Origin of the sequence: Bradyrhizobium sp. BRP56 (assembly GCF_020194035.1) — a bacterium.
Taxonomy (GTDB): Bacteria; Pseudomonadota; Alphaproteobacteria; order Rhizobiales; family Xanthobacteraceae; genus Bradyrhizobium; species Bradyrhizobium australafricanum.
This window is the reverse complement of sequence record NZ_JADYVV010000118.1, coordinates 1-12,047: the sequence shown is the minus strand read 5'-3', so window position 1 is coordinate 12,047 and position 12,047 is coordinate 1. Positions and strand designations below refer to the sequence as shown.

General features: G+C 65.9%; 10 protein-coding genes. 4 read left to right on the top strand and 6 right to left on the bottom strand.

Annotation, left to right across the window (positions count from 1 at the left end):
* Positions 1-348 precede the first annotated feature (348 nt).
* Both I6F38_RS42025 and I6F38_RS42020 read right to left on the bottom strand, forming a co-directional pair.
* Positions 349-2,388 carry a hydantoinase/oxoprolinase family protein gene (locus I6F38_RS42025; RefSeq protein ID WP_225164514.1) on the bottom strand — a complete coding sequence of 680 codons (2,040 nt, stop codon included), beginning with the start codon at positions 2,386-2,388 and terminating at the stop codon, positions 349-351.
* Positions 2,389-2,394: 6 nt separating this feature from the next.
* A complete protein-coding gene (locus I6F38_RS42020; RefSeq protein ID WP_225164513.1) occupies positions 2,395-4,047 on the bottom strand; it encodes a hydantoinase B/oxoprolinase family protein in 1,653 nt (550 codons plus the stop codon).
* 266 nt (positions 4,048-4,313) lie between these two features.
* Between I6F38_RS42020 and I6F38_RS42015 the strand changes: the two genes are divergently transcribed.
* Genes I6F38_RS42015 through I6F38_RS42000 form a run of 4 tightly spaced genes read left to right on the top strand, consistent with a single transcriptional unit; the run spans position 4,314 to position 7,536 of the window.
* Positions 4,314-4,781, top strand: a complete 468-nt coding sequence (locus I6F38_RS42015; protein WP_225164512.1) for a DUF305 domain-containing protein — start codon at positions 4,314-4,316, stop codon at positions 4,779-4,781.
* Between the two features lie 12 nt (positions 4,782-4,793).
* A complete protein-coding gene (locus tag I6F38_RS42010; protein ID WP_225164511.1) occupies positions 4,794-6,251 on the top strand; it encodes a YncE family protein in 1,458 nt (485 codons plus the stop codon).
* Entirely contained in the window at positions 6,248-6,775 is a 528-nt protein-coding gene (locus tag I6F38_RS42005) for a sigma-70 family RNA polymerase sigma factor (RefSeq protein WP_225164510.1), read from the top strand. Before I6F38_RS42010 ends, I6F38_RS42005 begins: the two co-directional genes overlap by 4 nt.
* A complete protein-coding gene (locus I6F38_RS42000) occupies positions 6,772-7,536 on the top strand; it encodes an anti-sigma factor (RefSeq protein WP_225164509.1) in 765 nt (254 codons plus the stop codon). Before I6F38_RS42005 ends, I6F38_RS42000 begins: the two co-directional genes overlap by 4 nt.
* 19 nt (positions 7,537-7,555) lie before the next feature.
* Here I6F38_RS42000 and I6F38_RS41995 read toward each other — a convergent pair whose 3' ends face one another.
* The 4 genes from I6F38_RS41995 to I6F38_RS41980 all read right to left on the bottom strand — a co-directional run.
* On the bottom strand, positions 7,556-8,791 hold the full coding sequence (locus I6F38_RS41995; RefSeq protein WP_225164515.1) for an MFS transporter: 1,236 nt from the start codon (positions 8,789-8,791) through the stop codon (positions 7,556-7,558).
* Positions 8,792-9,000: 209 nt separating this feature from the next.
* Entirely contained in the window at positions 9,001-9,846 is an 846-nt protein-coding gene (locus I6F38_RS41990) for a CmcJ/NvfI family oxidoreductase (RefSeq protein ID WP_225164508.1), read from the bottom strand.
* Positions 9,847-10,364: 518 nt separating this feature from the next.
* Positions 10,365-11,306 carry an ABC transporter substrate-binding protein gene (locus I6F38_RS41985; RefSeq protein WP_225164507.1) on the bottom strand — a complete coding sequence of 314 codons (942 nt, stop codon included), beginning with the start codon at positions 11,304-11,306 and terminating at the stop codon, positions 10,365-10,367.
* A partial coding sequence (locus tag I6F38_RS41980; protein ID WP_225164506.1) for an LLM class flavin-dependent oxidoreductase occupies positions 11,303-12,047 on the bottom strand: 745 nt, incomplete at its 5' end. The genes I6F38_RS41985 and I6F38_RS41980, both read right to left, overlap by 4 nt.

Below are 12,047 nucleotides of genomic sequence, written 5' to 3'. Positions count from 1 at the left end.
GGCGCGCGTCTTCGGCGTCGTCGTGGCGTTCGCGTGCAGGCTCAGTTCCATGACCCGAGGTGCTCCCTGACAAAGGCCACGCCTCGTTCTACACCGATTCCATCAAACCAATCAGCAGGGACCAAACACAAGCGCAGGGCAATCGCATATGGCGGCGAAAAGCTTGGCGGCGCTATTTCCACATCGTCATGGCCGGGCTTGTCCCGGCCATCCACGTCTTTTTCGCGCGGAAACCAAGACGTGGATGCCCGGCACAAGGCCGGGCATGACGAGTCTGTGGAGGGATCGAGCGCACATGCGATAGCCCTGCCCGCAAGCGGGAGAGGGAGTGCAGTTCCGACTTGGCGATCAGCGCAATGTTATGTCGAGCCAGCCCAGCGGGTTGACCGCGACGCGGTCACCGCTGTCGACCAGGACGGTGGTGGTTTCAGCCTCAATGATCGCGGGACCGGCCAGCGCTTGGCCCGGCCTGAGATCGTCGAGCGCATAGACCGGCACCTCGCGCCAGGCACCGAACCAGGCCTGCCGCTTGCCGCGCGGCGCGCAGGGCGCAGCCGAGCTGGCCTTTCCGGCATCACTGCTGCCGCGCGCCACCTTGCCGACGGCGGCGACGCGGGCGTTGACGAACACCACCTCCTGGCCGCGCGAGGCATAGGTGTAGAGCTCCTCGTGGCGGCGATGGAAGCGCTCCTCGATTTGCGCCACGAGATCGGCGGCGCCGAGATCGAGGTCGCCGAGCGGCACGTCGATCTCGAACACCTGCTCGCCGTAGCGCATCTCGGCCGAGCGTTCGATCGCGATGTCGCCCTTGAACCAGTCGCGCAGCCGCCCCGCCGCCTGCGCTTCCAGCCCGGCGAACAAGGCCCGGACTTCGCCGGCGGAAATCCGGCCCGTGCCGTAATGGGTGCGGCTGACCTCGTAGCGCAGATCACTGGTCAGCATGCCCCAGGCCGATAGGACGGAGGCGACCGTCGGCACGATGATGCGCTTGATCTCGAGCTCGCGCGCAACCTCGGCGGCGTGCATGCCGGCGGCGCCGCCGAAGCTGAGCAACGCAAATTTGCGCGGATCGACGCCGCGACGCAGCGTCATCAGGCGGATGCCGTCGGCCATCTTCAGATTGATCATCTTGTAGATGCCGGCGGCGGCCTCGATCCGCGACAGCTCGAGCGCTGCGGCGATCCGGTCCACCGCGGCCTCCGACGCCGCGCGGTCGAGCGGGCGCGCGCCGCCCATGAAGGCGGCGGCATCGAGATAGCCGAGCACGACATTGGCATCGGTGACGGTGGCAGCCGTGCCGCCATTGCCGTAGCAGGCCGGACCCGGTACGGAGCCCGCGCTCTCCGGCCCGACCCGCAGCGTGCGGCCGCCGTCGACGCTCGCGATCGAGCCGCCGCCGGCGGCGATGCTGGCGATGTCGAGGCTGCGCAGCGCAATGCGCTGGCCGGCGAGCATGCCATCCGCCGACAGCGAGGCCTGGCCATCCGCGATCAGCGAGATGTCGGTCGAGGTGCCGCCCATGTCGAACGGCACGAGATCGGGGATCCCGAGCATCTCGGCGCAGCGGCGGCTGCCGGAGATGCCGCCGGCCGGCCCCGACAGCACCGTGCCCGCGGCGAGCCGCGAGGCTTCCTCCACCGGCGCCATGCCGCCATGCGACAGCACGACGAACAGCGAGCCCTTGAAGCCCGCCTCATGCAGGCTACGCTCCAGATTGGTGAGATAGCGCCGCACCGTCGGCGCGACATAGGCGTTCACGATGGTGGTCGAGACGCGCTCATATTCCTTGATCTGCGGCAGCACATCGCTCGAGCGCGACACGCTGACGTCGGGCAGCTCCTTCGCCAGTTGCTCGACGGCGGCGAGCTCATGCGCCGGGTTGAGATAAGCGTGCAGAAAGCAGACCGCGACGGAATTCGCACCCGAGCGTTTCACCTCGGCGATGACGTCGCCGAGCGCGGCGGCATCGAGCGCAACCGCAGCGCTGCCGTCGGCCTTCAGCCGCTCGCGCACGCCAAAGCGGCGCTCGCGCGGCACCAGCGGCTCGGGCGGCGGCGTGCGCAGATCGTAGCGGTCCGGCTTCAGCCCCTCGCGCATCTCGACGACGTCGCGATGACCTTCGGTGGTCAGCAGCGCGACCTTGGCGCCCTTGCGCTCGAGCAGCGCATTGGTCGCAACCGTCGTGCCGTGTACCAGGCGATCGGTCGCGGCGAGCATCGCCGCGCGCGTCACGCCGAGGCGGCGCGCCAACTCTTCCAATCCCGCCATGACGCCGATCGACTGATCGGCCGGCGTGGACGGCGATTTCGCAAAAACGGTGCGCCCGGTTTGATCCGTCGCAACCAGGTCGGTGTAAGTGCCGCCGACGTCGACCCCAATCGTGTACATCGCTGCCTACACCGCTTTCGAAACCAAACCTTGCGCAAGGTCGCGCGCCCGCGCGTCCGCCGAGCGCTTCTCCGGTGGCCCCCAGCCGCCGCCGCCGGAAGACCGGATCTCGAGGCAATCGCCGGGGCGCAGCTCGATGCCGACTTCCTTGGTCTTCAACACGCGCGGCGCGCGGCCTTCCGAGAGCAGCCGGTAGTGATGCGGCTCGCCGTCCTTGCCGCCGAGCATGCCGCAGGGACCATGGCGCGCGCCGTCGCCGGCGGTGTTGCCCTTGGCCGGCTTTTGCGTCTCCAGCACCATGTCGAGCGCGACGCCAAGCCCACCGCGATGCTGGCCGTCGCCGCCGGAGTCCGGCCGGTATTCGTGCTGGCGGAAATGCAGGGGAAAGCGCACCTCGGCCACCTCGATGCTGCCGAATTTGAGCCCGCCGACCGAGTGCCATTCGCCGATCGACGAATAACCGTCGCCGCCCGGCGAGGCGCCGCCGCCGGGTCGAGCCTGGAACATGTGCCAGATGAAATTCCGTCCGTTGCGCGGGTCCTCACCCTGGATCGCGATGCGGAAACGGCGCCCCCAGCCGCCCATCACGCGATCCGGACAGGACGCCGACATCGCCTTGATGATGGCTTCGACGATCTCGTTGGATGGATGGCTGGTGCACAAGGTGACGGGACGGCCGGGATCGGCCCAGACAATCGTGCCCTGCTTCGCTACCACCTTCAGCGGCCGCAGCGCGCCGGTGTTCTTGGGAATGTCGGCGTCGATCAGATAGGCAAAGGCCATCGCGACCGCCGCCTGCATGTTGGCGTGCGACGAATTCACAAAACTGGTCGACTGCGGATCGGAGCCGGTGAGATCGACCTCGATGTCGCTGCCCTTCTTCGTCACCTTGGCGGCGATCTTGATGTCGGTGCGGCCGTGGCCGTCATCGTCGAGCAGCGCCTCGCCATGGAACACGCCGTCCTTCCAGGTCGACACCACGGCGCGGGTCTGCTGCTCGGTCGCGTCCAAAATCGCCTCGATCGCGGCTTCGACCGTCTCCGCGCCGAACTCGCTGAACAGTTTTGCGACGCGCCGCTCGCCGAGATGCGCGGCCCCGAGCATTGCGGCGAGGTCGCCGCGGAATTCACGGGGGTTGCGGATGTTGAGCGCCAGCAGGTCGAGCAGATCCTCGCGCGGCTTGCCGACCTCGTAGAGCTTGATCGGCGGAATGCGAATGCCTTCCTGATAGATCTCGGTGGCGGCCGGATTGTAGGCGCCGTGGGTGGCGCCGCCGATATCGCTTTGATGCGCGCGTACGATGGTCCAGAGCAGCCTTTTCCCGCCATCGAATACCGGCACGAATGCGGTCAGGTCAGGCAGATGGCTGCCGCCCTGATAGGGATCGTTGAGCAGGATGACGTCGCCGGGCGCGACATCCTTGAAGCGCTCCTCGACCGCCAGCGTCGCCCAGGGCAAGGCGCCGACATGAACCGGAATGTGGTCGGCCTGCGCGATCAGCCGCCCGTTGGTGTCGCAGATCGCCAGCGAGAAATCGCGGCTGGAATTGAGGATCTGCGAATACGAGGTGCGAAGCATGGCTTCGCCCATCTCCTTCACGATCGACGACAGGCGGTGCTGGACGACGGAGCGGGTGATCGGATCGATCTTGGCGGACATCTTGGCCTTCTTGGCGCGAGGATTTGCGCAGGGAGGATGGTGGAACCGGTCGATCGAAACCGGAATTCCTTCTTATAGCCAGTGGCTTGCGGATCGCAAATCGGCTGCCCCGGCCGAAACGGATCATTCCGGCGATCAGCAAGTCGTGATCGACAAGAATCTGCCTGACGACGGAATAGAACTCACGCTGCTGCGTCCCACCCATGCAAGCCGGCCCAAGCCCGTAACCGCTCGGGCCTCCCCGACAACTCCCAGGGTGAACGCAAATGCTTCCTCGATTCCTTAAGTCCGGCCTCGCGCCGCTCGCCGGCGCCGCCCTGCTCGCTTTTGCAGCTGCGGCGGCTGCTTTTGCGCATGACGACCATCATCCGGTCCAGACCGGGCAGACGGCCGAAGAGAGCGCCTTCCTTGCTGAAAACGATACCGCGATGACCAAGATGATGAACGACATGGCGGCCAAGCCGAGCGGCGACATCGACCGCGACTTCGTCGCGATGATGACGCCACATCACCAGGGCGCGATCGACATGGCGGTGATCGAGCTCCGCTACGGCAAGAACGAGCAGCTGCGCCGGATCGCGCAGGAAATCATCGTCGAGCAGCAGCAGGAGATCGACGCCATGAAGCTCGCGATCGGAGACCCGGTTACGGCATCCGCGCCCGCCCCGACGCAGCAGAGCCCGGCGCCCGCTGCTCACGATCATATGAACATGTCCCACGGAATGAAGAACTAGGAGCCTCAAACGATGAACCGTCAAATCCTCAAGAGCCTGCTGGCCACGACCGTGCTGGCGATGTCGAGCTCTGCTTTCGCCGGACAGGCGCCGGGCGCTGCGTCCTCGCCCGACATTCCGGTCAGCCATCACGATCGCGTCTACGCCGCCGAGCAGTTCTCCAACACGGTGTCGGTCACCGACCCGGCCGACAACAAGCTGCTCGGCGTGATCCGGCTCGGCGACCCGCAGCCGGGCAATTTCAGCCCGCTCTACAAGGGCCAGGTGCTGGTCCACGGCATGGGCTATTCGCCCGACCACCGCACGCTCGCCGTGGTCTCGATCGGCTCGAACTCGGTGAGCTTCATCGACACGGCAACCAACGCGGTCAAGCACGTCACCTATGTCGGGCGCTCGCCGCACGAGGCGTTCTTCACGCCCGACGGCAAGGAAGTATGGGTCACGGTGCGCGGCGAGAATTACATCTCGGTCATCGACGCGCAGAGCTTCAAGGAAACAACGCGCATCGAGGTGCCTGCGGGACCCGGCATGCAGATCTTCTCGCCCGACGGCAAATACGGCTACATCTGTTCGTCGTTCAATCCGGAGACTGACGTGGTCTCGGTCGCAGACCATCAGATCGTCGCCAAGGTGAAGCAGGAAAGCCCGTTCTGCCCGAACATCGCGGCCTCGCCCGATGGCGACCAGGTCTGGTTCACGCTGAAGGATGTCGGCAGGACGCAGGTGTTCAACGCCAAGCCGCCGTTCAACCTGATCAAGACCATCGACAGCGGCCCGATCACCAACCACGTCAATTTCGCGAAGACGCCTAAGGGCACGCTCGCCTTTGTCACGATCGGCGGCACCAATGAGGTCAAGGTGTTTCGAACCGACGACTTCTCGCAAGTCGCGACCATTCCCGTCGGCAATCTGCCGCACGGCGTCTGGCCGTCCGGCGACGGCACGCGGGTCTATGTCGGTCTCGAAAACGCCGACGCGCTGGCCGCGATCGACACCGCGACCAACAAGGTGATCGCCAATATCCCGATCGGCCAGGCGCCGCAGGCGATCGTCTATGTGCCGAACGCCGCGCCAAATCCGGAAGATCGCCAGAACCTGCAAGCCCTCGGCGTCGCCGGCCAGGCCGCTCACCTCGCGCTCGCACCGAGAAAGCAAGCCAAGGGCGAGAAGCCGCCGACCAGCGTATCGCTGTTCGATCAAGGGCTGATCCAGGTGCTGCAGGCTTCCGTGACCGGGCTTGAGCCGAAGCAGCACTACGTGCTGGGATTGGCCGAACACGCCGACGGTGGCGGCATGGTGGAGCCGCTGGCAGCCTTCATGACCAATCCGGCCGGCTCCGCGATCGTCAACGCGGCCGGTCCGATCCGGCAGATCGTGCAGAACTCGGCCGGGACCGAACGACGCTACCTCGTCATCGCATCCGGCGAACCGGCGAAACTCGGAGCGGTCGTGCAGGTCCAAGCGCCATGAGCGACATGCTGCACCTGGTCGAGCCGCTGATACCCGCCTTGCGGCGCTATGCGCGGGCCCTGGTCCGCGACCATGCGGCGGCCGACGACCTGGTGCAGGACTGCCTGGAACGCGCCGTCATTCACTGGGAGCAGCGGCGGTCGGACAATCCGCGCCCGTGGCTGTTCGCGATCCTGCATAATCTCGCCATCAACCAGTTTCGCCGCGCAACGGTGCGCGCCGTTCATGTCGCGATCGACGAAACCAACGAGGGTTCGTTCGGCCAGGAAGCGGCGCAGGAGCACAAGGTGATGTATCGCGATGTCATGGCGAAGCTCGCCAGGCTTCCGCATGACCAGCGTGCGGTGCTGCTGCTCATCGGCGTTGAGGATTTGTCCTACGCCGATGCCGCGAAGGTGCTCGGCGTGCCTGTTGGCACGGTGATGTCCCGCCTCGCGCGCGCCCGCGAGCGGCTGCATCGCGAACTGGAGGGGGCGCCCGGCGACCTGGATCATAATATCGTGCAATTGCGGAACAAGACATGAGCAACCGACCCATTACAGAAGACGATCTGCACGCCTATGTCGATCGCGCGCTCGAGCCGGAACGCGAGGCCGAGGTCCGTGCCTATCTGGACAAGCATCCGGATGTGGCCAAGCGCATCGCCGCCTACTCCGATGAGCGTAACCTTTTGCGATCGGCGCTGCTGCCGATCGCCGAGGAGCCGCTGCCGCCGCGGCTCAACCTCGCCAGGATGATCGAGAGCCCACGCCGCCGCCCCTCGTCGTTGCGCTGGGCCATCGCAGCGATGCTGATGCTCTCGATCGGCGGCCTCGGTGGATGGATGATCCGTGGCGCAGCGCTTGCGCCGGCCGGCGGGCTCGCAGCGCTCGCCGAGGAGGCAAGCGATTCCTACAAGGTGTACGCCTCCGATAACACAAGGCCGGTGGAGCTGCGTGACAGCACAGAGCTCGCAGCGTGGGTTTCCAGCCGATTGCGCCAGCCGGTCAAGCTGCCTGATCTGAGCAAGTCCGGATACCGGTTCATGGGCGGACGCGTGGTGCCGACTGCGCACGGTCCGGCGGCCATGTTCATGTATGACGACGATCATGGCGAGCGCCTTGTCGTCCTCACCCGGCCGATGACGTCGGACCAGAACGCACCGATGGCGCCGCATTCGGGCGGCGACGTCGCCGGCTTCTCCTGGGCCGACGGCGGCATAGGCTACAGTCTCGTGGGACCCGGCGCGGCCGAACAGCTGAAGCCGCTCGCCAACGAGATTCGCAAGCAGGCGCAGACGATCTGATGGGAAATCTCATCGCGCTTTAAGGCCTGGTGTAGACCAGGAACAGCACGATCCCGATCACCAGCGCGCCGGCGATGAACAGCAGCACCGCGGGCAACCCGAACAGCGCCGCGACGCCGGCGGTGCTCGATTGCAGCAGCGCCGCGCCGAGGAAGAACGCGAGATTGACCGAGGACAGCGCCTTGCCGGTGTTCTGCGCGGCGACAAGCTGGCGCGTCATGCCGTAGATCAGCGGCTGCGCCGACGTCGCGAGCCCGATCAGGATCAACAGCACCAGGTCATATTGCGTCGGCATCACGGTAACACCGAAGAGGTTCGAGACCGGGAAATGTGGTGCACCGGCCGCCATCAAGACGAGCAGCAGCGCGGCGATGGCGTGCGTCACCGCCACCATGGCACGGCGGTGCCCGAACTTGCGATCGAAGGCGCCGATGCAGGCCGGGCCGACGATCATCGCCAGCGTGAACAGGCCGAGCACATTGCCGGCCTCGATCCGGCTCAGCCCTTTCTCGTCCATCAGCCACGGGCCGCCCCACAAGCCGCGCAAGGTCAGCGACGCGCCGAGCGACACCAGCGACAGCGCGATCAGGCCGCGCAGGCCGCGCGACATGCCGAGCCGCAGTACCTCGGCCATCTGGTGCAGCGGCGAGGAATCATCCGCATGCGCCGCCGGCTGCCGCGGCACCAGCGCGAACACCGCGATCAGCACGACAATGCCGAAACCGGCCGAAACCCAGAAACCGGCGCGCCAGCCGAACTGATCGACCACGAAGGCCAGCGGGCTTGCCGACAGCAGCATGCCGATATTGCCGATCGAGAGGATCAGGCCGGACCACAGGCCGAACTTCGCCGCCGACATCTGCTTGGCCGCAAGCGTCATCGGGCACATCAGCATGCCCGAAGTGGCGACGCCGAGCATGAGCTGGCCGAGCACAAAGCTCGCAGGCCCCGTCGCCAGCGCCGAGACCAGCGTTCCGATCACGGTACCGGCTAGCAGGCTCAGCGACACCGGCCGCACGCCGAAACGATCCATCGCGGCGCCGACCGGGATCTGAGAGGCGGCAAAGGAGAAATGATAGATCGAGGTGAGGCTCGCCAGCGCCTGCGGCGAGGTGCCGAAATCCGACGCCATCAGATCGAGGCTGATCGCCGGGATGGTCCGCAGCAGCGTCGACAGCATGTGGCCGGAGGCCAATGCCAGAAGTGCAAGCACCAGGGCGCGGAATCCGATCCCCGCCTCTTCCTTCGTCACCACGCCGTCCACGAATCGCCTCTTCCCCGAGCGGTTTGGCGACGGGCGTAACATTATTGGGCGGATGGTGCCAACTTTGGAGGCAATGCTGCTGCCTCGACGCCGTCATGGCCGGGCTTGTCCCGGCCATCCACGTCTATCTTCACGCAGAACCAAAGACGTGGATGCCCGGGACGAGCCCGGGCATGACGAGTTTGTGGGGACTGCGTCCCTCACTGCTTATGGAACACCAGCGTGCGCAGCTCGATGCTCTCGCGCGGCGCGGCGTCTGCGGGCGTGGTCGGATCGACAAACGCGGTATGCGGCCCGAATCGCGTGCGGCCGTCGGTCGCCGAGTCGTAGCATTTCAGCAGGATCGCCTCGTCCGGCGTCATCTCGGGGATGTAGAACCAGCGATGGTTCGGATTGTACTTCACCGAATAGGTCTCGCCGCTGCGGTTCGGATAGATCAGGTCGGAGGCGATCAGATCCTCCGGCGCCACTGTCGTACCGTCGGCCATCGCAAGCGGTGAATCGCGCAATGGGCCGCGGATCGGGCGCCACAGATTGATCACCTGGACGCGGCCCTTCACCAGCTGCTCAGCCTCGTCGGGCAGGTGCTCGAACACGCGGTTGCGGCCGGAGACGGCGGTCTGATCGACATGGACGCGGGTCGCCGGCTGGCGCGGACCACCGCCGCGGATATCCGCCGCGCCCTCGACACGCTTGCGCACGGTGTGATCGAAGATGAGAACGCGATCCGCCTTCAGCGTCGCCTTCAGGAAGGCTTCGACGGCGGGATAGTAGACGTTGCGGACTTCGTTCTCGTCGTAATAGTCCTTCACACTGGTCGGATGCTTGACCAGCGCAAAGCCCTCGCGATCGAGCGAGAAGCTGTTGGCGATCAAACGCCCGTCAAAGATCGGAACATTGTGGGCTTCGGGCAGCGCGGTGGATTTGGGTTCGCCGGGCGGCGGATCGAAGGCGTAGGTCCGGGGCTTGCCCGGCGTCGGCGCGAGATAATTCAGTTCAGCGGTCACAAACGGCAGCGACTCGATGCGAGTTTGTTGAAGGCCCATGGTGATCTCCCGGACTCGATTGTTCGTGCTTTTGATCTTGGCGGCGCCGGGCGGGGTGGCAAGGTCGTGGCGAAAATAGCAACGTTGCGGTTTTGGAATGTGCCAAACGGGGAAAATCCTTGCCGCGCGGCAGCCCGCGGACGAATGGATGTTTTGAATCACGGGTTCGTTAGCGGTGCAATGGTGCGGAGTTGAATCGCTTCCGCGCAGACGGTCCACGTCTCCCACTTGCAGGGCCGCCGCAGGCGCGCTGGCAAAATATCGAAAACAACCCCATGCAAAGGAGCTCGCGGCTGCCGGCCTTCGACCGGGCAGCTTGACACGTCGGGCAAATCAGGGATACATTTCCAATATTCCGAAATCGTGCAAGCACCCGTCGTCCTGGCGAAAGCCAGGACCCATTATCACCGAATTTGATAGCGAGCGGGATCGCGGCCCCAGCGTCGTACAACAACTGCCATCCGGGGTAATGGGTCCTGGCTTCCGCCAGGACGACGCTGGTGTCGCTTGCAAATTGCCTACAGTCCTGCGCCCTTCTCGACGGCCGCACCAAACGAGCGATCGACAATGTCGGCGGCGTTGATCTTCTGCCGGATCAGGCCCCAGCGGTCGTAGAGGTCGATGGTCTTCTGCTCGTCGGCCACCACGCTGTCGTCGATCGGCGCGATGCGGATCTTGGCGCGCGTCAGCCAGTTCAGCGGCACCGCGGGCGGGATGTTCATCAGCCGGCCCCAGGTGGCAGCGTAACCCTCGACATTGCTCTGCGACCAGGCGCGCGCGGCCGCGAGGCGGCGCACGAAATCCTCGAGCTCGGCGCGCTTGGCCTTGATCGCATCTGGTGTCGCGACCTGGAAGCCGAGGCCGGGCGTAATGCCGTCGGCCGTGATGACGCGGCGCGACTTGAACAGCACTTCTTCCTGGCTCACGTAAGGCTCCCAGGTCGACCAGGCGTCGACCGAACCTTGCGTGTAGGCGACCTTGGCATCCGACGGCGCGAGGAACACGATCTGCACGTCGCTCGCTCGCCAGCCCTTCGATTCCAGCGCCGCCAGGATCAGCTGATGGCCGATCGAGCCGCGGCCGGTTGCGATCTTCTTGCCGCGCAAATCGTCGAAGCTCTTGACCGCGGAGTTTTCCGGCACCACGACCGCGAGCCCGTCGCGCGACTGCCGCACCGCCGCGATCGCCTTGACCGGAATTTTGGCGGCGGTCGCAAACGTGAACGGCGCGTCGCCAACCAGACCGGTGTCGATCGCACCCGCCCCGAGCGCCTCCAGCAGCGGCGCCGCCGCGGCAAACTCCTTCCACTCGATCTTGTAGGGGACATCCTTGAGCACACCGGCCGCTTCCATCACGGCCTGCGAATTGCCCTTCTGGTCGCCGACGCGCAATGTGGTCTGCGCGGCGGCGCCATCGACGGCGGCGAGCGCAAGCGCGGCCGCAACAATGAGACGGATCATTCGGCGGCAATCCCCCGCTGCTGGTCGCGCGCTTCGATCAGCTTGCGGGTCAGCGGGATCAGCGCCCGGCCATAATCGATCGCATCGACCAGCGGATCGAAGCCGCGGATCAGGAAGTGGCTGACGCCGAGATCGTAATAATCGCCGAATACCTCGGCGACCTGCTCGGGCGTGCCGACCAGCGCCGTGGTGTTGCTGTTGGCGCCCGTCAGTTTGGCGATCTCGGTCCACAGCCGCTTGTCGATGCGCGTGCCCTGATCGGCGAGCGCCAGCAGCCGCTTGGCGCCGTCGGTCGCGTGGTTGGGACGGCGATAGCCGGTCTGGTCCTGCAGCGCGGTGGCGCGCTCGAGGATGTGCTCCGCCTTCTTCCACGCCTTCTCCTCGGTGTCGGCGAGGATCGGCCGCACCGACAGGCTGAAGCGCGGCGTCGGCCTTCCGTGCCTGGCCGCGGCGGCGCGCACCCGCGCGGTGACATCGCGCACCTGCGCGTAAGACTCGCCCCACAGCGCGAAAGTATCGGCGTGCTTGCCTGCGACCTCGACCGCGGCGTCCGAGCCGCCGCCGACGAAGGTGTAGATGCCGCCCTTCTGCAACGGCTTCACCTGCGAGAAGCCGTTCTCGACGTTGTAATACTTGCCGCTGTAGTTGAACGGCTTCTCGCTGGTCCATTCCAGCCGCACCACGTCGAGGAATTCGCTGGTGCGGGCGTAGCGCTCGTCCTTGTCGTCGAGCGTGTTGCCG

Bases quoted from the DNA above. Each gene is read 5' to 3' on its own strand.
- I6F38_RS42025 (WP_225164514.1), bottom strand. From the start codon at position 2,388: ATGTACACGATTGGGGTCGACGTCGGCGGCACTTACACCGACCTGGTT.
- I6F38_RS42010 (WP_225164511.1), top strand. From the start codon at position 4,794: ATGAACCGTCAAATCCTCAAGAGCCTGCTGGCCACGACCGTGCTGGCG.
- I6F38_RS42015 (WP_225164512.1), top strand. From the start codon at position 4,314: ATGCTTCCTCGATTCCTTAAGTCCGGCCTCGCGCCGCTCGCCGGCGCC.
- I6F38_RS41990 (WP_225164508.1), bottom strand. From the start codon at position 9,846: ATGGGCCTTCAACAAACTCGCATCGAGTCGCTGCCGTTTGTGACCGCT.
- I6F38_RS42000 (WP_225164509.1), top strand. From the start codon at position 6,772: ATGAGCAACCGACCCATTACAGAAGACGATCTGCACGCCTATGTCGAT.
- I6F38_RS41985 (WP_225164507.1), bottom strand. From the start codon at position 11,306: ATGATCCGTCTCATTGTTGCGGCCGCGCTTGCGCTCGCCGCCGTCGAT.
- I6F38_RS42020 (WP_225164513.1), bottom strand. From the start codon at position 4,047: ATGTCCGCCAAGATCGATCCGATCACCCGCTCCGTCGTCCAGCACCGC.
- I6F38_RS42005 (WP_225164510.1), top strand. From the start codon at position 6,248: ATGAGCGACATGCTGCACCTGGTCGAGCCGCTGATACCCGCCTTGCGG.